Source organism: Rhizobium sp. RCC_161_2, from assembly GCF_041355235.1.
In the GTDB taxonomy this organism is placed as follows: Bacteria; Pseudomonadota; Alphaproteobacteria; order Rhizobiales; family Rhizobiaceae; genus Rhizobium.
On the sequence record NZ_JBFUPL010000001.1, the window covers coordinates 141,479 to 164,584 of the forward strand.

Below are 23,106 nucleotides of genomic sequence, written 5' to 3' on the forward strand. Positions count from 1 at the left end.
ATCTTCACTATTCGGCTGCCTTGGCGGGCAGTTGCGGCTTTTGCGCCGGCGCCATTCGGCCGGCAAGGCTGCGACGGCGCTGGGCATAGCCAGCAATCCCGATGGCGACGAGCAGGGTCACGCCGTTGAACAGCGGTTCCACATAGAAGGAGCCGCCGATCTGTTGGATGCCGGCAATGCCGACGGCCAGAATGATGACGCCGATCATCGTTCCCCAGACATTGACGCGGCCGGGCTTGATGGTGGTGGAGCCGAGGAAGGCTCCGACGAGCGCCGGCAGAAGATATTCCAGCCCGACGCTGGCCTGACCGATGCGCAGCTTCGAGGCGAGCAAGACGCCGGCCACGGCGGCAAGCGTGCCCGATGTCACGAATGCGCCGATGACGAAGCGGCGAACCGGGATGCCGTTCAAGGCAGCAGCCTTCGGATTGGCACCGATGGCGTAGACGTAGCGGCCGATCGGCGTGTATTCGAGTATGATCCACATCACGAAAGCCAGGACCAGGACGTAGAGCCCGGTGATCGGCAGGCCGAAGATCATGGTTCCGTTGAGTGCGTAGAAGCCCTGCGGCAGCATGCCGACCACCTGTCGTCCGCCGGTGTGCCAAAGGGCGATGGCGTAAAGGACGGTGCCGGTACCGAGCGTTGCGATGAAGCTGTCGATCTTGGCGATCTCGACCAGCAGTCCGTTCAGGAAGCCGGTCAAAGCTCCGAGCGCAAGAACGATCAGGACGGCGATCGGCCATGGCAAGCCGAACATTGTCTGCAGACTGATCGCCAGCACATGCCAGAGCACGATGCCATAGCCGATCGTCAGGTCGATGCGTCCGGCCGCCATCGGGATCATCGCGGCCAGCGACAGGATGGCGATGATGGTCTTGTCCGAGATGATCGAACGCAGGTTCAGCAGCGTCGGAAAGGTCTGCGGCAGCAGGATGGAAAACAGCAGGATCAGGAAGGCGGTCAGGATGACGAGGCCGTAGACCGGCAAGAGCCTTTGGATTTTCTGGCCGAGGGTCATTCCCGCCAGTTCGGCCCGGGTGGGTTCGAGCGCGTTGGATTCGATCGATTGCATGAGGGTCCTCCCCGATTTAGGCCGCTTCGGATGCCGATGCGGCGGCGATGACCGCCGGTGTTGTCAGTTCCGCGCCGCTCAGTTCCCGCACGATTTGACCGCGTGAGAACACCAGGGCGCGATGGCAGATATGGGCGATTTCCTCGAAGTCGGTGGAGACGACGAGCACGGCAAGCCCTTCCTCCACGGCCTCGGCGATCAGCTTGTAGATATCAGCCTTGGCGCCGACATCGACGCCGGCTGTCGGGTCCTCGGCGATCAGCAGCTTGCGGCCCGTGGCAAGCCATCGGCCGACCACAACCTTTTGCTGATTGCCGCCGGACAAGGCTTCGATCGCAAGCGCCTGATCATTGGGCCTAAGGCCGACCCGGCTGCCGAGCGAATAGGCCATTTCAGCCTCGCGCTGTGGCGGCAGGAAGGATAGCATGCCCCGCCCGGAGGCGCCGGGATTGAGGAAGGTGTTTTCCCTGAGGCTGAGCGACATGGCGACCGACTCCTCCGTCCGGTCTCTTGCGATCAGGCCGATGCCCGCAGCCATGGCGGCGACGGGGCTGGAAAGATCGGGCGCCGCGCCGTTCAATCGAACGGTTCCGCTCGATGGTTCGCAGCCGAACAGCGCGCGTCCGATCAATTCCTGGCCTGCACCCCTGAGCCCAACGAGGCCGAGCAGCTCACCTTGGCGGATGTCGAAGGACACCGGACCTGCGCCACGGCAGGCGAGATCCTTGACAGTGACGATGGCGGGGCCGGCGGTTCGTTCCGCCTTGACGAAGAGCTGGTCGGCCTTGCGTCCGACGATCATCCGGATCAGCTCGTCCGGCGTCGTATCGGAGACCGGCTTCTGTCCTACGAGTTGCCCGTCGCGCAGTACAGCGACGCGGTCGGCTATCCTGAAGATTTCGTCCAGCCGGTGCGATACATAGATCATCGCCACGCCACGCTCCTTGAGGGGACGAATGGCGGCAAACAGCTTCTCGACCTCATCGGCGGGCAGGCTTGCCGTCGGTTCGTCGAGAACGAGAACGTCCGCTTCGACGGCGAGCGCGCGGGCGATCGCCACCAGGGATTTTTCGGTTCGCGTCAGCTCCTGGACCCGTGTCGACGGATCGAAATCGCATCCGACGAGCTTCAGGGCCTCCGCCGTGCGGCGCTCGGTCGCCCGCCAGTCAATCAGCTTACCGCGTAGCGAATAGCCCTGCGCCAAACCGACGTTCTCGCCCACCGTCATCCATTCGATCAGCCCGAGATCCTGATGGATGAAGGCGACCGGCTGGCGCTGATTGGGCTTCGGCGGGCGGTGCTGATACGGCTTGCCGCGAAACAGGATCTGTCCGCCATCGGGCTTGTAGATGCCTGCTAGCGTCTTGATGAGGGTGGATTTGCCCGCGCCGTTCTCGCCGAGAAGCGCCAGAATCTCTCCGGGCTTCAGATCCAGCGAGACGTTCGACAGGGCGCGCGTTCCACCAAATTCCTTGGTGATGTCGCAAAACTCGAGCAGCTTTCCGTCGTCCATCCCGCTCCTCCCAAAGCTTCAATGAGGGGAGGCTATGTTATCGATAACATTCCGTCAAGAGGCCCGGTCAACAACGCAGCCCTGGAGCAGCATAGCTCCGCTACCGCCATTGTTGCCATGCGGTAGGCCGCTCGAGATGGGGCTGACTTACGATTGAAATTCACGAAACATAATTCAATCTAGGAGGATAGATATACTTTGAGCTTAAAGCAATTCCGCGCATTAAATAGATAATTCTTACATATTATGAATGGATTTACCGCGATTTTGCCATCCGAAATCAGAATCAACGACAAACGGGTGACTTTTACCTGTCGAATTTTCGAAAAATTCCTGAATGAGTTTTTAGGAGTTGGCGCCTCATTGTGGCCGATACTGCTGCGCATTGGATAATGTTTAGATCGACCGTGCATTCTCGCTACCTATGATCTAGTATTATTTGCTGCGGTAATTGCGATCTGTGGTCTGTTTTTCTGTGGTTTGGGTGGCACCCCTGGATGTTTTCCAGAGGATTGCCTGTTCGGGAGCTTTAATGAGGTACGTTACTCAATCCGTTTTCAAGATTGTGCAAGCCGATGCCGATGAAATGTCGGAACACTATGCGAGGACCTTATCGCCCGCGAAGGTGGAGCCCTTTCGGCAACATTCGCTGATCTCGGTGGAGGATCGCCATTTTTCAGTCGGACGCTACAGCATCTGGAACGGAAAATGCCAATCCGGAATGCGGGTGACGCTTTCGCAGGCGCCGGATGCCTATGCTCTCTACTTGCCATCCTCCGGGTTGATGGAGGTGGACATGGGTAGCAAGCGGTTCCTTTCCGAGCCGACCACCGCTCTTCTCGGTGACATGTCACGTTTTGAGAAGCTGACGCTCCACGAGGGACGCAGCCATATGGGCGTGGCCTTCGAAAAGTCCGCAATGATCCAGCAATTGAGCGAATTGCTGGATGCCCCCGTCATCGGCGGCATCGATTTTGCCGACACGATCGACCTGACAACGGCAAAAGGTGCGCGGGTAGCGGCACTCAGTCATCTTGTCTGGAACTGTCTGAGCGTCGAGGAGGCCGAGCAGCCCTCGTCGGTGTTCGTCGAGCGTCTTTTGCAGGCGATGATGATCGCATTGCTGGAAACAGTCCCCAACAATTATTCGGCGCGGCTGATCAAGCCAATCTCCCCGGCAATCCCGAAGCGCTTGAAGAGGGCGATCGAATATATGCACGCCAACATTTCGTCGCCGATGGGTGTCGCCGATATCGCGCGGGAAGCCGGCACGAGTGTGCGCGCATTGCAGGCTGCCTTCCAGCAGTTCAAGGACACAACGCCGCTGAATTATCTGCGGACGATCCGTCTGGAGGGCGCCCGCAAGACTCTCATGGACCCGGCCATTGCCCTGCCAGTCGCCGAAATCGCCCGCAATTGGGGATTTTCCCATATGGGACGTTTCGCAGCGCTCTATCACCAATCCTTCGGCGAAATGCCGTCGAACACGGCTAAGATGGGAAAGAGCGGGAGTCAGTAACGCACAGCGGGCAGCGATGCCGTGGAGACATGATCGCCGGGTTGAAACGCCAAGGTAATATTCAAGAAGCGCAGATTTTGTACCGAACACGCAGGAAAGAGGACCGCAGCGAGTTGTGGTCCCATGATTGCATTGAAGTCTGACACGCATTGCCCAATCTATGCAGTGGATGCTGTCGTCGGTAGCGACTGCTCCCGACGACAGCATCACCCGCCCGTCGACACCCCAACTTCGATGGGCGGGATTTGTTTTTCAGGCTGTCGTCTTCCGTGTTCAACGACCGTTGATGGTTCGCAAAGCCGAATTCTTCCAGGTTTCATAAGACCGGCGAACACCCCGCCGCGCGCCCGGCGTCGCGAGCTATGAAGAGAAGATCAAGCGTTCGTCGCGCAGTTTGCTTTATCCATATGGCGTCATTTGCATCCTGAACGCGAATGCAAAATCGCGATCTTGGCGTGGCGGAACACGGTCTTAAATAATTCTTAGCCATATCGCATCTGATTACCCAGCTATTCCAGCGCGTTATTGTTCTGGCTGCAATTTCATAAAGGTATTTTCCGATGCGACTTACGATTAAAGCTACCCTTCTTAGTCTGTTTGGAGTCCTTGCCACAATTTCCGTTGTGCAGGGTTTGGTCTCTGTGAACAGATTGTCCCTGATCAGCGAAGCAACCCGTTCGATAGCCGATAATACGGTCCCCTCCGTGCTGGTGCTTGGCCAGCTGAATACGGACTACGGCGATTTACGCGTCGCCCATGAGGGTTATCTGCTCGCGCGCGCTGATGACCGGCAGTCCGTTCTCGCGGCGATGGCGGAGACGAAGGCGGAAATTGCCAAGGACATCAAGGTTTATCTGCCCATGATTGCTGGTGACAAGGAGCGTGCCATCTATCAGAAGTTCCTGGATGCGGATACGGAGTATCAGCGGATCTGGGAGCAAGCCAAGGCCCTGAAGGACAACGGGAATGACGAGGGGGCCAGTGCTCTGCTGCTGGGTGAGGGCAAGAAGGCGTATGACAAGGCTGGCGATGCGATCCAGGAGGACGTGGACCAGAACGTTGCTGACAATAACGGTAATCTCGACACGACGAATGCTGCTGTCGCATCAAGCCTGAGTGCTGCCTACATCGCCCTTTGCATTGCCATTGTCGGTGCGGTCGGTGCCATGATCCTGACATTGCGGCGCGTGATTTCGCCTCTTGCCCGGATCACCGGCTATATGAACCGGCTTAGCAACGGCAATACGGCGGACGTCGTGCCGGATCGTGACCGGTTGGATGAGATCGGCGAGATGGCCGGCGCCATCGAGGTGTTTCGTCAGGCGGCAATCGAAAACAAGCGGCTTGAAGAAGAGGCCGAGGCAAACCGTCGACGTGCGGAACAGGATCGAATTTCCGCGCAGGAGATCGCAGAGGCGGACGCCGCCGCGCGGCTCAAAGTCGCGACGTCTGGCCTTGCCGCAGGATTGAAGCGTCTTGCAGCCGGCGACCTCGCCTTCCAGCTTGCCGATGCGTTCGCGCCCGACTTCGAGGCTTTGAGGCATGATTTCAATGCGTCGGTTCGGCAATTGAATGAGACGCTCACAGCGATTTCGCAGGCAACGGCAACGATCGACGGCAATTCGCTGGAGATCAGCCAGGGAGCGAGCGATCTGTCCAGACGCACGGAACAGCAGGCCGCCTCGCTCGAGGAAACGGCGGCGGCGCTCGACCAGATCACGAACAATGTCGGCAACTCCGCCCACCGAGCCGACGAAGCACGCGCGGTCGCTAACGAGGCCAATGTCAGCGCGAAGCGATCGGGAGAGGTGGTGGCCAACGCTGTCGATGCCATGAGCCGTATCGAACAATCGTCAAATCAGATCTCCAACATCATCGGCGTCATCGATGAAATTGCCTTCCAGACCAATCTCCTGGCGCTCAATGCCGGCGTCGAGGCAGCCCGAGCTGGCGATGCCGGCAAGGGTTTCGCTGTCGTCGCCCAGGAAGTACGCGAACTGGCGCAACGCTCGGCTCAGGCGGCCAAGGAGATCAAGGCCCTGATCCGCTCGTCCTCGGTCGAGGTTGCAGGCGGCGTTCGCCTCGTCAGCGAGACCGGCGACGCGCTCCGGATCATCGAGGTGCATGTCGAGACCATAAACCGGCATATGGAAGCGATCGCCATTTCCGCCAAGGAACAGTCGATCGGCCTTTCGGAGGTCAACATCGCCGTCAATCAGATGGATCAGGTCACGCAGCAGAACGCGGCGATGGTGGAAGAGACGACGGCCGCAAGTGCAACCCTGGCTGCGGAGGCGGTCAATCTTCGTAGCCTCGTGGCTCAGTTCATGCTGGAAAATGGCACCGCACACCAGAACCAGGTGGCAGCGCTACGGGCGACCGAAAGCCGATTGGCAGCTCCGGATCGCGCGGTCAAGGCGAGGTACGGAACTGCCCGGCTGTATGGCTGAGGCGCCTTACGGCGAAAAGCAATGATCCGGCCGCAGCCTTCATATCACCCTTTGATATGGAGGCTGCGGCCCCAAAAGCACCTTCAAATGTCAAAAAAGTATCAGTTCTTGGTGCAGGGCGTAGTAGCGGTTCATGACATCCACGCGTAACCTCTGATTATCAGATCGGGCAGCGTCTCTGGGAGGAGGTGCGACGAGACAATGATCGAAGGCGAAGGGAGGTGTGCAGGATGAACCCCGATTTGGAAGTGGTCGCCATCGGCAGCGGTGAATCCTTCAAGGCCTGGGAGCATGGCTATCCCTACCGCACGGTGCGCTGGCATTTTCATCCCGAATACGAGATCCATCATGTGGTCGCCACCACGGGGCAATATTTCGTTGGTGATTTCATTGGCGAATTTGAACCCGGCAATCTGATCCTGACGGGACCGAACCTGCCGCATAATTGGGTTAGCGACGTGCCACCCGGCACTTGCCTGCCGCTGCGCTGCCGCGTGCTACAGTTTTCCGAATTCTTCCTGGCGGACGCGACCAAGATATTTCCGGAGCTTTCCGCCTGCGCCGGCATCCTCGAGATGAGCCGCCGCGGCGCGCTCTTCACGCCCGAGACCGCCGCCGTCGTCGGCCCGATCCTGGGTGATCTGGTCGAGGCGCAGGGTATCCGTCGCATCGAGCTCTTCATGAACGTGCTGAATGCGCTGAGTTCGGCGCAGGGCACCCGGACGCTTGCGAGTGCGCTTTATCATCCCGATCCGTCCGGCTTCATGTCGGCGGGCGTCAACAAGGCGCTTTCCTATATCAACACGCATCTGACGGAACCGTTCAGCGAAAGCGATCTGGCCGAGCTTACCGGGCAAAGCCCAAGCTCGTTTTCCCGCAGCTTCCGCCGGCATACCGGCATGGCGCTGGTGCAGTATGTCAATCGCCTGCGCGTCAATTTTGCCTGCCATTTGCTGATGAGCCAGTCGGATATGTCGATCACCGACATCTGCTTTGCGACCGGCTTCAACAATATCTCGAATTTCAACCGCCGCTTTCTGGAGCAGAAGGGCATGGCGCCCTCGCGGTTCAGAGCATTGCTGGCGCAGAACATAGGAGCGGTGGAGGCCGCCTAAAAAGGGGGAGGACAGGGAGGAGAAACCAACAATCCGGGCAGGATGAGACGGGCGACCAGCCAGGCGCCCGAAGGAGACGTCTTGTCCGAAAATAAGCCCTTGGGCGCCGGCCGCAGAGCCCGCCTTAGGTCGAGACACACGCAAGGCCTCGGGCTCGATTAGCGAGCTTGAGGCTTCATCGAAAACTTTACCACTAGGGACGGAGATATCTAATGACCAAATTCGCATGGAGACTAACAGGTGCCGCGGTGCTTGCCGCTGGCCTTCTGAGCGGCGCTTCCGCCTTCGCGCAATCGGCGAAGGTGACGGACGCGACCGTTGCTTTCCTGATGCCCGACCAGGGCTCGACCCGTTACGAAGAGCATGATTATCCGGGCTTCCAGGCTGAGATGAAGAAGCTCTGCGCCGGCTGCAAGGTGATCTACCAGAATGCCAATGGCGATGCCTCGCGTCAGCAGCAGCAGTTCAACTCGGTGATCTCGCAAGGCGCTAAGGCAATCGTGCTCGACCCGGTCGATTCCACGGCTGCCGCATCGCTCGTCAAGCTCGCACAGAGCCAGGGCGTCAAGGTCATTGCCTATGACCGGCCGATCCCCTCGGTCCCCGCCGATTACTATGTGTCCTTCAACAACGAGGAAATCGGCAAGGCGATCGCCAAGTCGCTCGTCGATCATCTGAAATCGAAGGGGGTGAAGGCAGGTGATGGCGGCCTTCTCGAAATCAACGGCTCTCCGACCGATGCCGCTGCTGGTCTCATCAAGAAGGGCATTCACGCCGGTCTTGCCGATGGTGGCTATCCCGTACTTGCCGAATTCGATACGCCGGATTGGGCGCCGCCGAAGGCCCAGCAATGGGCAAGCGGCCAGATTACCCGTTTCGGCAAGAAGATCCTCGGCGTCGTTGCGGCCAATGACGGCACGGGCGGTGCTGCCGTCGCAGCCTTCAAGGCCGCCGGCGTCGACCCGGTTCCGCCGGTAACCGGCAATGACGCGACGATCGCGGGCCTGCAATTGATCATCGCCGGCGATCAGTACAACACGATTTCCAAGCCTAGCGAAATCGTGGCTGCTGCTGCGGCCAACGTCGCCATCCAGCTGCTATCGGGTGAAACGCCGAAGGCCGATACCAAGCTCTTCGACACGCCGACGCAGCTCTTCACCCCAGCGCTGGTGACGGCGGAAAATCTGAAGGCCGAGATCATCGACAAGCAGGTCAACGGCAAGCCGATCCAGACGCCGGAGCAACTGTGCGGCGATCGCTACGCCGAAGGATGCAAGACGCTCGGGATCATCAAGTAACACCCTCCCAAGCCAAAGCCCCGGCCGCCCAGCGCGGCGGCCGGGGAACCGCTCACGGAAGCAGGCCCAATCAAGGAAAGGCTCGCGACACATGACTGGCGCTAGCGATCAGATCACCCCGGCAGGCGAGCTCATTCTCAGCCTCAAGGGCATCTCCAAACATTTCGGCGCGGTCTCCGCGCTCACTGATATCGACCTCGACGTCCATGCGGGTGAAGTCGTCGCCCTGGTCGGAGACAACGGCGCCGGCAAGTCGACGCTCGTCAAGGTTCTGGCCGGCGTGCACCAGCCGAGCGCGGGCACGATCACCTTCGGCGGCAAGACAGTCACGCTTGACGATCCGAGCGCCGCGCTGTCGCTCGGGATCGCGACCGTGTTTCAGGATCTGGCGCTCTGCGAGAACCTCGATGTCGTCGCCAATATCTTTCTCGGCCGCGAGCTTGTGCCGCTGAAGCTCGACGAGACGGCGATGGAGGTTCGCGCCTGGACGCTGCTGAACGAGCTTTCGGCTCGCATTCCAAGCGTCCGTATCCCGATCGCCTCGCTTTCGGGCGGTCAGCGCCAGACCGTGGCGATCGCGCGCTCTCTGCTGCTGGAGCCGAAGATCATCCTGCTCGACGAGCCGACAGCAGCACTCGGCGTCGCCCAGACGGCCGAGGTGCTGAACCTCATCGAGCGGGTGCGCGATCGTGGTCTCGGCGTCGTGATGATCAGCCACAACATGGAGGATGTCCGCGCGGTCGCAGACCGCATCGTCGTGCTCCGGCTCGGGCGCAACAACGGCGTCTTCTACCCCGACACGTCGAACCAGGAACTCGTCAGCGCGATTACCGGTGCGACGGAGAATGCCGTTTCGCGCCGCGCCGGCCGCCGCCAGGCACAGCAGCACATCAGCCAGGAGGGCCAGATATGACCGGCAATGCAAAACAGACCGCGACACTGCTCGACCGCAGCGATATCCGCGTCAACCACGATGCCGGCCTGGCGGCAACGATCCGTTCGTCGATCGACAAGGTGCGCTCCGGCGATCTCGGATCGCTGCCGGTGGTCGTCGGTCTCGTCATCATCTGGACCGTTTTCGGCACGCTCAATCCGATGTTCCTCTCCAGCAGCAACCTCGCCAATCTGCTCTTCGACGCTTCGACCGTCGGCGTGATCTCGCTCGGCATCGTCTGCGTGCTGATGCTCGGCGAGATCGATCTTTCCGTCGGCTCGATCAGCGGTTTCGCCTCGGCCATGGTCGGTATACTCTGGGTCAACGAGGGCTGGCCGGTTGCCGCTGCCATCCTCGCTGCCCTGATTGTCGGCGGCGTCATCGGATCGCTCTACGCCTTACTCTTCAACCGGCTGGGCATGCCGAGCTTCGTCTCGACGCTCGCGGGCCTGCTTGCGGTGCTCGGCATGCAGCTCTATCTGCTCGGCAATACCGGCTCCATCAACCTGCCTTACGGCTCGGCGGTCGTGAATTTCGGCCAGTTGCTGGTTATTCCGAAGCCGCTCGCCTATGTCTTCGCGCTACTTCCGGGTATCGCAATGCTGTGGACGGGCTATCGCGACGCAGAACGGCGCCGTAAGGCCAATCTCTCGGCGCGTTCCCTCGGTGGCCTGATCGTGCGGTCGCTCGCGCTGACGGCGGCTTTGGAGTTCGTTGCCTTTTATCTCAACCAGGAGCGCGGCATTCCCTGGATGTTCGGGCTCTTCGTCGTGCTCGTGATCATCATGAACTACGCGCTGACCCGCACCCAATGGGGCCGGTCGATGGCCGCGGTCGGCGGCAACCGTGAGGCGGCGCGGCGCGCGGGCATCAATGTCCGGCGCATCTATACGAGTGCCTTCGTCCTCTGTGCGATGTTTGCTGCACTCGGGGGCGTGATGGCCGCCGCGCGTCTTGCCTCGGCAAGCCAGCAGGCGGGCACCGGCGACGTCAACCTGAACGCGATCGCGGCCGCCGTGATCGGCGGAACCAGCCTCTTCGGCGGACGTGGCAGCGCCTATTCCTCGCTGCTCGGTATCATCGTCATCCAGTCGATCGCAAGCGGGCTGACCATGTTGGATCTGTCATCCGCCCTTCGCTACATGATTACCGGCGCGGTTCTCGCCATCGCCGTCATCGTCGATTCCGTTGCTCGCCGCTCCCGCGCCTCGCACGGGCGAGCCTGATATCCCCTAAACTAAGAGCATAAAGTAGGACCATCATGAGACAGGATCTTTCCGGTAAAGTTGCGGCAATCACCGGCGCCGCCTCCGGCATCGGGCTCGAATGCGCCAGGGCATTGCTGAACGAGGGCGCAAGCGTCGCCCTTGTCGACAGGGCAGAAGACAGGCTGAAGGAACTTTGCGCCGAATTGGGCCAACGCGCATTTCCCGTCGTCATCGACCTCACTGATCCGGCCAGCGTAGCAACGATGCTGCCGCAGATCCTCGACAAGTTCGGCAAGCTGGATATCTTCCACGCCAATGCCGGCTCCTATATCGGCGGCGAAGTGGTGGAAGGCGATCCGGACGCCTGGGACCGGATGCTGAACCTCAATATCAATGCCGCCTTTCGCTCGGTGCAGGCCGTGCTGCCGCATATGGTCGAGCGGCAGACCGGGGATATCATCATGACCAGCTCCGTTGCCGGGCTGGTGCCGGTGGTCTGGGAGCCGATCTACACTGCCTCGAAACATGCCGTGCAGGCATTCACCCATACGGTGCGCCGCCAGGTCGCCAAGCATGGCATTCGCGTCGGCGCTGTGGCGCCGGGGCCGGTTGTCACCGCACTCATCAGCGATTGGCCGCAGGCAAAGCTTGACGAAGCCGTCGCGGCTGGTGGATTGATGGAGGCGACGGAGGTCGCCGAAGCGGTGATCTTCATGCTGTCGAGGCCGCGTAACATCACGATCCGCGACCTCGTCATCCTGCCGCTCAGCACGGACCTTTGACAATGACATCGTATTTTATCGGCATCGACGTAGGCACCGGCAGCGCCAGGGCCGGTGTCTTCGATGGCAGCGGCAAGCTGCTCGGTTCCGCAAAACGGCCGATCACCATCTGGCACGAGGCCGGCCATATCGTCGAGCAATCGAGCGAGCAGATATGGCAAGCCATCTGCGGCAGCGTTCGCGATGCTGTCGCTGAAGCCGGGATCACAGCCTCCGACGTGGCGGGTATCGGCTTTGATGCGACATGCTCGCTGGTCGCCGTCAAGGCCGATGGATCGCCGGTTGCTGTCGGCCCCTCGGGTGATTCCGTCCGCAACATCATCGTCTGGATGGACCATCGCGCCGCCAGAGAGGCGGCGGAGATCAATGGCGGCGATCATGAGGTGCTGCGCTATGTCGGCGGTCGTATCTCGCCGGAGATGGAGACGCCGAAGCTTCTCTGGCTGAAGCGGAACCTGCCACAATCCTTCGCTGCCACTGACTATTTCTTCGACCTGGCCGACTATCTGACATGGCGGTCCACGGGCTCTCTCAGCCGCTCGGTCTGCACCGTCACCTGCAAATGGACCTATCTCGCGCATGAGAAGCGCTGGGATGCGGCCTATTTTCGGGATATCGGCCTGTCCGAGCTTGCCGACGAAGGCTTCTCAAGGATCGGCACGGACATTGTCGATCCGGGCTCGGCCCTTGGCAGCGGCCTCATCGAAAATGCGGCCCGTGACCTCGGCCTCGTCGCTGGCACGCCGGTCGCTGCATCACTGATCGATGCCCATGCGGGCGGGATCGGTACGCTCGGTGCTCAGGGCGCGGACGGCAAAATCAATCTCGAAAGCCGTCTTGCCTATATCTTCGGAACCTCGGCCTGCTCGATGGCGTCGAACCAGGCGCCGATCTTCGTCGACGGCGTCTGGGGACCCTATTATTCGGCGATGGTGCCGGGGCTGTGGCTGACCGAGGGAGGCCAATCCGCGGCCGGTGCCGCCATCGACCATCTCGTCGCCATGCACCCGGCTTCCGCCGAGGCGCAATCCAAGGCCGAGGCCGCCGGCCTGTCGCTGGTCGCCTGGCTCGATCGCCGGGCGAGCGAAGCCTGCCCCGATCCGAAAGAGGCGGTGACGCTTGCAAAATCGATCCATGTCGTCCCGGAGTTTCTGGGCAACCGGTCTCCCCATGCCGACCCGGATGCGCGCGCGGTCATCGCCGGTCAGGGCCTTGAGAACGATATTTCTGACCTCGTCTCGCTCTATATCGCTGGCCTTTGCGGCATCGGTTATGGCCTCAAGCAACTCATCGAAACGCTTGCCGCCAACGGCATCCGCATCGACACCATCGTCGCCAGCGGCGGGGCGGCGCAAAGCAATCTGGTGCGCCAGCTTCTGGCCGACACAACGCATATCCCGGTTGCCGTGACCGATACGGATGAGCCGGTGCTTCTTGGCGCGGCGATGCTCGGCGCTCTTGCGTCCGGGCGCTACCAGTCGCTGGATGCCGCCATGCGGGCTATGTCGCGATTTTCGCAGGTTTTCGAGCCTGCCGGCGGTGCCACGGCTTCTCTGCATGGGAAACGCTACGAGGCGTTCGAACGATTGCAGCGCGCCGAGAGAGAGGTGCGGGCGCTCTTTGCCGATACTGCATCCGCTGAATGATGCGGTTGTGCCGGATCAGGCGTGCGGCGGCAATGCCGCGCCGGAGAGCTTCGTTTTGACCCAGTCGGCAGCACGGTAATAGCGCAACGTCATCTGCGGCGCGAAACCCATATAGGAGGGCGCCGCCGAGAGCGGCTCGATCTTCAGCGCGAGATCCTTGTCGGGGACACCCTTGGCCCATTCGGCAAGAATGCCGCCGAGCATGCTGCCCGTCGGCACGCCGCGACCGGAAAGGCCGGTGAGCGCGACGACGCCCGGCGCCAGGCCGTAAAGTCGCGGCACGGTCCTGTATTGCATGTCCAACTCGCCGTACCAGAGATACTCCCATCGGATATCCCGTTTGATCTGCGGGTGTAGCCATTGCAGCCGATCCGACATCACCTGATGGGTATAGGCAAGATCGCGCCCGCGCCGGCCCATGGGAAACATCGAGGCAACGATCCTGCCTTCGGCATTGTATTTGTAGACATAGATATCGCCACGACCGTCATGGATCGTGGTGTTTCGCGGCAGGACGCTCAGCCGTTCGTCGTCGGAAAGCGGCTGGGTCGCCGCGACGAAGACCTTTTGGATCTTGAAGGTGCGGTCGAGCTTAGGCCAGCCGCCGACGGTGTAGGCGCCTGTGGCGAAGATAACCTTGTCGGCAAGCACGGAGCCTTTTTCGGTTTTCACCGTCCAGCCCGCACCTTCGCGTTCGCAATCGGTGACCGGCGAGCGCGTATAGACGTGGCCGCCTTCCTGGATGACGGCGCGTGCCAGTCCGCGTGCGTAACCAAGCGGATTGAGGTGGCCGCCCTCTTCGTGAAGCCAACCGCCGTAAAAGCGCGGACTGCCGGTGAGCGCCTCTACCTCTGCCTTGTCGACAACCCGCGTGCGGGCGCCGACGGCATTATAGTCACGGGCTTTCGATTCGAGCGTCTTGATAGCCCTGGGCGTATGGGCGCCCATGACATAGCCGTTCTGCTGCCACTCGCATTCGATCTGATAGCGCTGGATCATGTCGGAGACCTGATCGTTGGCCCTTGTCTGGCGGGCGATCAACCGTTCCGCCCAGGGTTCGCCCAGCATGCGGCGAAGCTCCGGCAGGCTGTAATGGGTGAAGGTCGGCGTGCAGTGGCCGGCATTGCGGCCAGAACCGCCAAAACCGATCTCCTGCGCCTCGAGCAGCACGACACGCACGCCGTCTTTGGCCAAAGCGAGAGCGGTGGTGAGGCCGGTATAGCCGCCGCCCACCACACAGACATCGGCCTCCACGCGGCCCTCAAGCGCCGTCGTTACCGGAGCTGCGGTCGCAGTCGCATACCAGAGCGACGTTGCGAAAGGAGAAAAGACCGGCACCGTCATCGCCTTTCTCAGTTGAGGTCGCTGCGCGCGTCCAGCGCGTCGCGCAGGCCGTCGCCGATGAAGTTGAAGCTGGTGACGGCAAGCGTGATGGCGACGCCGGGAACGATGGCGAGCCATGGCGCGCTGGCCAGATATTGCTGCGCGCCGTTCAGCATGTTGCCCCAGCTCGGCAGCGGCGGCTGGATGCCGTAGCCGAGAAAGCTGACATAGGCCTCGAGCAGGATGGCGCGCGCAACCGTCAGTGTGGCGGCGACGATGATCGGCCCGATGGCGTTCGGTAGCAGCTCGCGGAACATGATCCATCTGTTGGTAAGCCCGAGCATACGTGCGGCGAGCACGAAATCGCGTTCACGCAACGAGCGCACCTCGGCCTCGACGATGCGCGCAGTTTCCATCCAGCTCGTCACTGCGATGATCACGGTGATCATGAAAGGGCTCGGCTTGATGAAGGCGGCGAGCGCCAGCAGCAGGAAGATGCTGGGGAAGGACAGAAAGGCATCCACGAAGCGCATCAAAAGCATGCCGACGCGGCCGCCATAATAGCCGGCGACGACACCGATCGTGGTGCCGATCAAGGTGCTGAGCACCATGGCGAAGAAGCCGACCAGAAGCGAGATGCGGCCCGCCATGAACAGGCGCACGGCAACGTCGCGCCCGAGCGGATCTGTCCCGAAAATATGGTAGCCGGCCGTAAAGGGCGGCGCGAAACGGGCGCGCAGGTCGATGAAGAGCTCGTCATAGGGAAGCAGCGACGGCCCGATCAGGCAGGCAAGGATGATGGTCGTGATCATGGCAACGCCGAGGAGGGCGAGCTTATGGCGGGCAAACCGGCGCAGCGTGCGGTTCTGCCACCAGCGGTTATGCGCGAAGACCGGCGGGGAGAGAGTTGCGGGGGAAGAGGAAGACATGGTGTTTCTCCTAACCGAGCCGGACGCGCGGATCGACGAAGGCGACCAGCAGATCCGCGAGCAGATTGCCAATCAGGGCGAAGACCGCCGAGAACATCAGGAGGCCCATGACAACGGGATAATCGCTGTAGCCGAGGCTATCGAGAAAAAGCCGCCCCATTCCAGGCCAGGTGAAGACCGTTTCGGCCACCAGCGCGCCGCCGAGGATCGTCGGCAATTGCACGCCGGCAAGCGTGATCATCGGCAGCAGCGCGTTTCCGACGACGTGCCGCATCAAGACACGCCGGGGCGACAGGCCCTTGGCCTTGGCGGTGCGGACGAAATCCTGATTGATGACATCGAGCGTGGCGGTGCGCATATAGCGGCTCCACACGGCGATGTTGACGAGAGCGAGCACCAGGCTCGGCATGATCAGATGGATCGCATAGTCGCTGAACGAGCCGTTGCCGACCGTGTACATGTTGCCGGCTGGTAGCCACTTCAGTTTCAGCGAGAAAATATAGATGGCGATAAGGCCGAACCAGAAGGTCGGGATCGACAGCGCCACCATGGCGCCGATGGTGGCGCTGTAGTCGAAGATCGAATAGCGCTTGGTCGCGCCCTTGATGCCGATCCAGGTGCCGGCCGCGATCGCGATCACCATCGAGGTGCCCATCAGCAGCAGCGTCGCGAAGAGGTGGCCGAGAATGATCGACAGCACCGGCTGGTTATCGCGATAGGAGTGACCCCAGTCGCCCATCAGCATGTGCCGCAGCCAGTCGAGATACTGGATGGGTAGCGGCCGGTCGAGGCCCATCTGCGCGGCGATCCGGTCGAGCGCCTCCTTGGTCATGCCCGGCGTCAGCGTAAATTGCGATAGCGGACCGCCGGGTGCGAGGGTGAGAACGGCAAAGCCGATCATCGATACGAGCAGCAGCAGTATCAGGCTCTGCCACAGGCGACTGAGGAGATAGCGCAACATGGCTTTCGTCTCCGATGGTTGCGAGATGGGAAGCAGCCAGCCCTTCGACCCCTCATGGATCGAAGGGCTGAACGGGGTGATCAGGCCTTAGCCCAATACCAGGTGCCGACGTTCCATGTGTCGATGCGCACGTTGATGTTGGGGGTGACGTTCTCTACCCCGACCTTGTGGCCGCGTACGGTCGCATATTGGAACAGCGGCAGGAAGGGCAGGTCGTGGCGCATGATTTCCTGGATCTTCTGGTAGACCTTCTTGCGCTCCTCCGGCACGAATAGCTGGCCGCCTTCAGCCAGGAGTTTGTCGACTTCTGGATTGGCATATTGCCAGGAGTTCTGACCGGCTCCGCCCTTGGCGGTGATCGCGGTGGAGCGGAAATAATCCGATGTGTCGGGATCGGAACCGGTCTGGAAGTTGATGCCGACGACGACGGAATCGAACTTCGACATTGTCCAATAGTCGCCCCACATGACCGCCGGCGGCAGGTTGGAGATGGTGAGCTCCACGCCGATATCCTTGAAGGTCTGCTGCATGAACTGCTGCACCTGCTCGCGGATATGGTTGCCGGCGGTGGTGGAGTTCGTGAAGGCAAGCCTGACGCCATCCTTGGCGCGAATACCGTCGGCACCGGGCTTCCAGCCAGCATCGTCGAGGATCTTCTTGGCCTTGTCGGTGCTGAATTCCTGCTTCGGCAGGTCCGGATTATAATAGAAAGACTGTTGCGGAATGTAGCTCTCGGTCGGCGTCGGCAGGCCGTAATAGAGCGCGTCGATGATCGTCTGCTTGTCGATCGCGTGGTAGAGCGCCTCGCGCACCGCCGGATCCTTGAACTGCGGTCGCTCCATGTTGAAGCCAATGGATTCGACAGTGGCGGCGGGAACGACGGCAACGGCCTTGCCGTCCAGCGCCTTGGCCTCCTCGTAGTGATCCGGCGTGATCCATTGCAGGCCGACGACGTCGATATCTCCGGTCTTGAACTGCGTATAAAGCACCGTCAGGTCGGGAACATATTTGTAGACCAGGGTTTCGAGATAGGGGCCGTCGCCGAAATAGTCCGCATTGGCCGCAAGCGTGATGTGATCGCCGGGGATACGCTCGACCCATTTGAACGGGCCGGTGCCGATGGGCGCATTGTTGAAGGGGGCGGTGTTTTTGTCCTTCTCGGCGCCGAGGATATGCTTTGGCACGATGAAGGTCATGGCGAGGATCGAGGGGTAGGGCGCAAACGGCTTTTCCATCCGCCAGGTGATTTCCGTCGGCGAGACCACGGTGAGGTCACGCACCAGTTCGTGGCCCGTCTTGCGCCAGCTGCGGAAATCCGGATCGACCATGAGTTCGAGGGTGAACTTGACGTCTTCGGCGGTGAACGGCGTACCGTCATGCCATTTCACGCCGTCGCGCAGCTTGATCTTCCACTGAAGGCCGTCAGCCGAGATGCCGCCGTTTTCGACGGTCGGGACTTCGGTTGCAAGGGAAGGCGAGAACTTGCCCTCCGGGGTGACGACGAAGAGCGGATCGAAGACGCTGAAATGGATGCCCTCATCGACTTCGATGTGGATCAGGTGCGGATTGAAGACGGTCGGCTCCTGCGAAAAACCGATGACGAGCTGGCCGGTCGGTTTGGCGGGCGGTGCCGCGAACGCTTCGCTGCGACCAAGAATATTGGGCATGATCAGCCCGGAGGCGCCAAGCGCCATCATGGTCAGTGCCTGACGGCGGGTGGGTTTCAGGAGGATAGTGTCGTTTGCATCGGACATGTTGGTTCCCCTTTTTGTTGGTAGGACGTTGGCTGTTCTTCTCTCTTGTTGTTTTTACTGCCTTCTTTTGGCGGGCAGGTCAGAAACCGCTGATCAGTTCGATCTTCGAACCGTCGTGGAAGCGGGAGAAACGGAAGTTTTTGCTGTCGACGATCGGCGGCTTGCCGGTGACGATATCGGCCATCAGCCGCCCGGCGGCCGGACCGATGCCGAAACCGTGCCCGGAAAAGCCGGTGGCGATGTGGAAGCCTGGAATGCTGTCGATCGCGTCGATCACCGGCACGGCATCCGGCGTGACGTCGATATAGCCGGCCCAGCGCTGGGCGATCTCGGCCTTTTCGAACACCGGGAAGGCTTTCTTGAGATTGACGAGCGCCGTATTGGAAAGCTTGGTCGACGGCTTCGGGTCGAGAACGCGGCAATATTCGAAGGGGCTGGCCTCATCCATCGCCCAGCGGTCGGGAATGCGAATCTCATCGAAGAAGCGACCGGAGAGGCGGAAATTCAGCGAGCGCCATTCCTTTTGCAGCGCCGGAAAGAATTTGCCGGCATAGCGGAAGGATTTCGGCACGATGTCGACGATGTTCTCGTGGCCAGAAGCGATGGTGTAGCCGCCATCCTGGCGCTTGCGCAGGGCAAAGCCGTTGGCCCAGATTGCCTGCTCGGGGCCGCCTTCCAGCGGCTTGGTACGCAGCACGGAGTTCATCACCTTCAATTGCGGCAGGTCGAGCCCGAACATGCCGGCAAACAGGCTCGACCAGGCGCCGCCGGCAAGCACGACGGCCTTGCAGGCGATCGAGCCGCGCTCGGTGATCACGCCGGAGATCCGGCCAGCCGCCGTCTCGATGCCGCGCACGGCGCATTCGGTGAGGATGGAGGCGCCCTTGTCGCGGGCGGCTTCGGCAATCGCCGGCGCTGCGCGCTGCGGTTCGGCGCGGCCGTCTGCGGCGGTATAGAGCGCGCCCTTGATATCCATCTGCGAGCCAGGAACGAGGTTCCTGAACTCGGCACCGCTGATCATGCGGCTTTCGAACTGATAGCCCTCGAGATTGCGGTTCCAGCGTTCGTGGTCGGCATATTCCTTGTCGTTGGCGCAGGTGAAGATGATGCCGGCGCGCTTGTAGCCGGTGTCGCGGCCGATGCGTGTGTCGAGCGTGCTCCAGATGCGCAGGGCTTCCGCCATTAGCGGCACTTCGCGCGGATCGCGTCTGGAGATGCGTACCCAGCCCCAATTGCGGCTCGATTGTTCCTGGCCGATGCCGCCTTTCTCGCATAATGCGACGCGCAGGCCTTGCTCGGCGAGTTCCAGGGCGGTCGACGTGCCGATGATGCCGCCGCCGATAACGACGACGTCGACTTCCTTGGGCAGTTCAGCGTCCCCGTGAACGGGGACCACATAGGGGCCGGGCATGGTCAGAAAGACTCCTCTAGCTGGCAATTGATAGAAAATTCCGCGACGCTCGCCTCGTTCGGCAGCTCGATCAGCATGGAAATGACGCGGGCAAGATCGCGGGGATCGGTCATCTCGCTGTCGGCCTTGCTCGTGAGGGCGCGCGCCATGTCGGTTGCGACGAAACCGGGGCAGATGGCGGTAGCGCGAATGCCGAGATCGAAGCCAGTGTGGCGTATTGCATGGGCGAGCGCGACAGCTGCGAATTTGGAGATGGCATAGAGCCCGGAGTTTGCGGACTTCACCCGTTTTCCCGAGAGAGAGGCGACAATGATGACCCGGCCGCGGCCGCTTGAAGCAAGCGCGCTCCACGCGGACTTTGCAAGCCGTCGCGGCGCCTTGACGTTCACCTCAAGCAGATCGTCCAGGTCGGTATCGTCGGCCTCGATCACGTTTTTCGCGACGATAATGCCGGCATTGGCGACGACCGCGTCGATCCGGCCGAAGGCGCTGAGCGTCTCTTCGGTCCATGATACCGAAGCATCTGCGTCGATCGCATCATAGGCAAAGACGCGGACACGGTCGGGATCAGCCCAGGCGGGCATCACCGGCTGGCGCATGCCGAGTGACAGGCGCCAGCCCCTGGCGGCAAGCTCCTCGGCGAGCGCTGCGCCGATCCCCCGGCTGGCTCCGGATATCATGGCAACTCGTTCTTCATTCATGCCCGTTCTCCATGGCCAGGCCGTTCACGATTGTGCAGCGATGCGCCGGTAGGTGCGGCGCAGGATGTCGATGAGGAGCTTGTGTTCCTCGTCGCTGATGTCGGAAAAAAACTCGCGCGATTGCCGGGTGACGATGCCACGCACGCGCTCGGCCAGTTCGTGTCCTTTTTCGGTGATGTAGAGTTCCTGCGCCCGGCTGTCGTCCGCCGACGTCTCGCGGAAAAGAAGCTCGTGCTCCTCCATCTGGTCGATCAGCCGGCCAGTCGCGGAGCGGTCCTTGATGATGAGCTTCGCGATGATGGAGGGCCGGATGCCGGGGTTGCCGTCGACGAGTAAAAGGGTGGTGATTTTGCCCGTTCCACGGGCAACGTCCAAGCCTTCGAGCTTTTCGTCCAGATCGCGCGAAACCGCCAGATTGATGCTGCGGATGTAAAAGCTCAGCGTATCCTCAAGGACGTCGATATCGATGTCCTTCACGGAAGTCGGCGGGACTTTGGTCGGCGGCATGGCTCGGAACCTTCAACAGGCAACAAAATACCGTTCCCGCAGGCCCTTCAGGGCAGCAGGCTCCTCATTGTGGGCGGCGGATCGTCGCAGGAACTTATGATCGTATGAAAGGACGGATAGTGGACAAATGCAACTATTTTCTTTCGTGACGCGATAAGTTTTTAGGCAGGAAGAGAAGGTGCCTATTTCTAAGACAAGCAGCTCTCTCGACGCAGGCATTGGCGACAGTAATTGTGCATCATCCGCATAACCGGTGGCGGATTTTGCGGGTCAGCCCGTCGCCTCCCAATCGCTGCCGGGAATGGCAGCGAGCAGGCGTTGTGTATAGGCGTGCTCCGGGGCACAGAAGATTTGCGAGGGCGGCCCGCATTCGACGATCTCGCCCTTGTACATGACCGCGACCTCGTCGCAGATCTGGCTTGCAACGCGCAGGTCGTGGGTGATGAAGATCATCGCCACCTTCGTGTCTTGTTGGATTTCCGCGAGAAGCTTGAGGATCTGGGCTTGGATGGAGACGTCGAGAGCGGACACTGCTTCGTCCGCCACCAACAGCACGGGGTCGAACATCAAGGCCCGGGCGATGCCGACACGCTGGCGCTGGCCTCCGGAAAACTCATGCGGGAAGCGGTCGAAGGCGCCTTCGTCAAGCCCGACGCGCTTCAGAAGCCGCAACGCCTTGGCCTTTGCCTCATGCATCGGCAAGCCATGCGCGATCGGCCCGACGGTCAGGATCCGGCCGATCGTGTGGCGTGGATTGAGTGAGGCGAACGGATCCTGGAAGATCATCTGGATATAGGGACGCAGCGGCCGGAACTGTTCGTCCGTCAGGGCTGCGATGTCGCGGCCATCGAACAGGATCCTGCCGCTGTCGGATTTCAGAAGTTTCAGCAGCACCCGGCCGAGGGACGATTTGCCGGAACCGGATTCGCCGACGACGCCGAGCGTGCGTCCCTTGCGGATCGAAAAGCTGACATCGTTCACCGCTTGAACCGTCCGCCCCTTGGACAGGAAGCCGCCGCCGGAGCGGTAGGTCTTGTTGAGCTTCTCTACTTCCAGCACGACGGGCGTGTCGGCGATGGCATCGCGATCCCTCGTCGTCATCCGCGGCACAGCGGCAATCAGGCGCTGCGTGTAGGGATGGGTGGGCGCATTCAGCACCTGTGTTGCCGTTCCCTGCTCAACGAGATGGCCTTTTTCCATGACGATCACCCGGTCGGCGATCTCTGCCACCACCCCGAAATCATGGGTGATGAACATGACGCTCATCTTCTTGCGCCTTTGGATCTTGCGGATCAGCTCGAGGATCTGAGCCTGCGTGGTCACGTCCAGGGCGGTGGTCGGCTCGTCGGCGATCAGCACGTCCGGATCGAGTGCCAAGGCCATGGCGATCATCACGCGTTGCCGCTGCCCGCCGGACAGCCGGAAGGGATATTGATGCTGCAGGAGATCGGGATCCGGCAGGCCGACTTCCGTAAGCAGTTCCTTCACTTTCTGCCGCCGGCTCTCCGGTGTGCCGACTTTATGGGCATCCAGCACCTCGATGATCTGGTCGCCGATCGTCATCAGCGGGTTGAGCGCCGACAGCGGGTCCTGAAAGATGATCGAAACGGCCCGTCCCCTCAGACCTCTAAGCGTCACGTCGTCCGCGCTCACCAGGTCCACGCCTTGGAACCAGATCGAGCCCGCCGTCACCTGGATAATCGACGGTAGCAGGCCCATGACCGCGCTGGCGGTCACCGATTTTCCCGAACCGGATTCCCCGATGATGCAAAGGATCTCGCCATCCATCAGATCGAAGGAGACATCATTCACCGCATGCGCGCGCTCCATGGCTCTGGGTAGGCTGATCGTCAGGTTCTTGACGGAGAGAACGGCCTCGATCTTTGAGGGTTGAGCGGCATCGATCTGCGTCATGGGGAGCCTTCCTTTGCATGGAATGTCTGCCTGTGCTCCAGATCGGTCGGGGCGGCCGATCACGGA

The 23,106-nt window shown here is 61.2% G+C and carries 18 protein-coding genes; 8 read left to right on the forward strand and 10 right to left on the reverse strand.

All coding sequences use genetic code 11. From position 1 onward, the window contains the following. Positions 1–7: 7 nt before the first annotated feature. Complete coding sequence (locus tag AB6803_RS00635; protein WP_371107043.1) at positions 8–1,075, reverse strand: ABC transporter permease; 1,068 nt, start codon at positions 1,073–1,075, stop codon at positions 8–10. A gap of 16 nt (positions 1,076–1,091) precedes the next feature. Beyond that, the gene (locus AB6803_RS00640; protein ID WP_371107044.1) at positions 1,092–2,588 is read right to left on the reverse strand and encodes a sugar ABC transporter ATP-binding protein; all 1,497 of its coding nucleotides are present in this window, start codon (positions 2,586–2,588) and stop codon (positions 1,092–1,094) included. A 532-nt stretch (positions 2,589–3,120) separates the two neighbouring features. Here AB6803_RS00640 and AB6803_RS00645 point away from each other — a divergent pair. The 8 genes from AB6803_RS00645 to AB6803_RS00680 all read left to right on the forward strand — a co-directional run bounded on the left by AB6803_RS00645 (position 3,121) and on the right by AB6803_RS00680 (position 13,540). Continuing rightward, positions 3,121–4,107 (forward strand): AraC family transcriptional regulator, encoded by a 987-nt coding sequence (locus tag AB6803_RS00645; protein ID WP_371107045.1) that lies wholly within the window; start codon positions 3,121–3,123, stop codon positions 4,105–4,107. A 560-nt stretch (positions 4,108–4,667) separates the two neighbouring features. Then, the gene (locus AB6803_RS00650; RefSeq protein ID WP_371107046.1) at positions 4,668–6,557 is read left to right on the forward strand and encodes a methyl-accepting chemotaxis protein; all 1,890 of its coding nucleotides are present in this window, start codon (positions 4,668–4,670) and stop codon (positions 6,555–6,557) included. A gap of 230 nt (positions 6,558–6,787) precedes the next feature. Continuing rightward, positions 6,788–7,672 (forward strand): AraC family transcriptional regulator, encoded by an 885-nt coding sequence (locus AB6803_RS00655; RefSeq protein ID WP_153363675.1) that lies wholly within the window; start codon positions 6,788–6,790, stop codon positions 7,670–7,672. Between the two features lie 212 nt (positions 7,673–7,884). Then, positions 7,885–8,970 (forward strand): sugar ABC transporter substrate-binding protein, encoded by a 1,086-nt coding sequence (locus tag AB6803_RS00660; RefSeq protein WP_371107047.1) that lies wholly within the window; start codon positions 7,885–7,887, stop codon positions 8,968–8,970. A 91-nt stretch (positions 8,971–9,061) separates the two neighbouring features. After that, positions 9,062–9,883, forward strand: coding sequence for an ATP-binding cassette domain-containing protein (locus AB6803_RS00665; protein ID WP_371107048.1), 822 nt, complete (start codon positions 9,062–9,064; stop codon positions 9,881–9,883). Beyond that, complete coding sequence (locus tag AB6803_RS00670) at positions 9,880–11,130, forward strand: sugar ABC transporter permease (protein ID WP_371107049.1); 1,251 nt, start codon at positions 9,880–9,882, stop codon at positions 11,128–11,130. Before AB6803_RS00665 ends, AB6803_RS00670 begins: the two co-directional genes overlap by 4 nt. Positions 11,131–11,165: 35 nt before the next feature. After that, positions 11,166–11,894: an SDR family oxidoreductase gene (locus AB6803_RS00675; RefSeq protein ID WP_371107050.1), complete on the forward strand. Its 729-nt coding sequence runs from the start codon at positions 11,166–11,168 to the stop codon at positions 11,892–11,894. A gap of 2 nt (positions 11,895–11,896) precedes the next feature. Further along, positions 11,897–13,540 carry an FGGY-family carbohydrate kinase gene (locus AB6803_RS00680; protein WP_371107051.1) on the forward strand — a complete coding sequence of 548 codons (1,644 nt, stop codon included), beginning with the start codon at positions 11,897–11,899 and terminating at the stop codon, positions 13,538–13,540. A gap of 15 nt (positions 13,541–13,555) precedes the next feature. Here AB6803_RS00680 and AB6803_RS00685 read toward each other — a convergent pair whose 3' ends face one another. The 8 genes from AB6803_RS00685 to AB6803_RS00720 form a co-directional block, all read right to left on the reverse strand. Continuing rightward, entirely contained in the window at positions 13,556–14,878 is a 1,323-nt protein-coding gene (locus AB6803_RS00685; RefSeq protein ID WP_371107680.1) for an NAD(P)/FAD-dependent oxidoreductase, read from the reverse strand. A 14-nt stretch (positions 14,879–14,892) separates the two neighbouring features. Then, positions 14,893–15,792, reverse strand: coding sequence for an ABC transporter permease (locus AB6803_RS00690; RefSeq protein WP_371107052.1), 900 nt, complete (start codon positions 15,790–15,792; stop codon positions 14,893–14,895). 10 nt (positions 15,793–15,802) lie between these two features. Next, the gene (locus AB6803_RS00695; RefSeq protein ID WP_015917912.1) at positions 15,803–16,753 is read right to left on the reverse strand and encodes an ABC transporter permease; all 951 of its coding nucleotides are present in this window, start codon (positions 16,751–16,753) and stop codon (positions 15,803–15,805) included. 80 nt (positions 16,754–16,833) lie between these two features. Continuing rightward, positions 16,834–18,507 carry a peptide ABC transporter substrate-binding protein gene (locus tag AB6803_RS00700; RefSeq protein ID WP_371107053.1) on the reverse strand — a complete coding sequence of 558 codons (1,674 nt, stop codon included), beginning with the start codon at positions 18,505–18,507 and terminating at the stop codon, positions 16,834–16,836. A gap of 79 nt (positions 18,508–18,586) precedes the next feature. Continuing rightward, positions 18,587–19,918, reverse strand: a complete 1,332-nt coding sequence (locus AB6803_RS00705) for an NAD(P)/FAD-dependent oxidoreductase (protein ID WP_371107054.1) — start codon at positions 19,916–19,918, stop codon at positions 18,587–18,589. A gap of 2 nt (positions 19,919–19,920) precedes the next feature. After that, complete coding sequence (locus AB6803_RS00710) at positions 19,921–20,619, reverse strand: SDR family NAD(P)-dependent oxidoreductase (protein WP_371107055.1); 699 nt, start codon at positions 20,617–20,619, stop codon at positions 19,921–19,923. A gap of 24 nt (positions 20,620–20,643) precedes the next feature. Further along, complete coding sequence (locus AB6803_RS00715; RefSeq protein ID WP_371107056.1) at positions 20,644–21,126, reverse strand: MarR family winged helix-turn-helix transcriptional regulator; 483 nt, start codon at positions 21,124–21,126, stop codon at positions 20,644–20,646. A gap of 270 nt (positions 21,127–21,396) precedes the next feature. Continuing rightward, on the reverse strand, positions 21,397–23,040 hold the full coding sequence (locus AB6803_RS00720) for an ABC transporter ATP-binding protein (protein WP_371107057.1): 1,644 nt from the start codon (positions 23,038–23,040) through the stop codon (positions 21,397–21,399). Between the last annotated feature and the right edge of the window lie 66 nt (positions 23,041–23,106).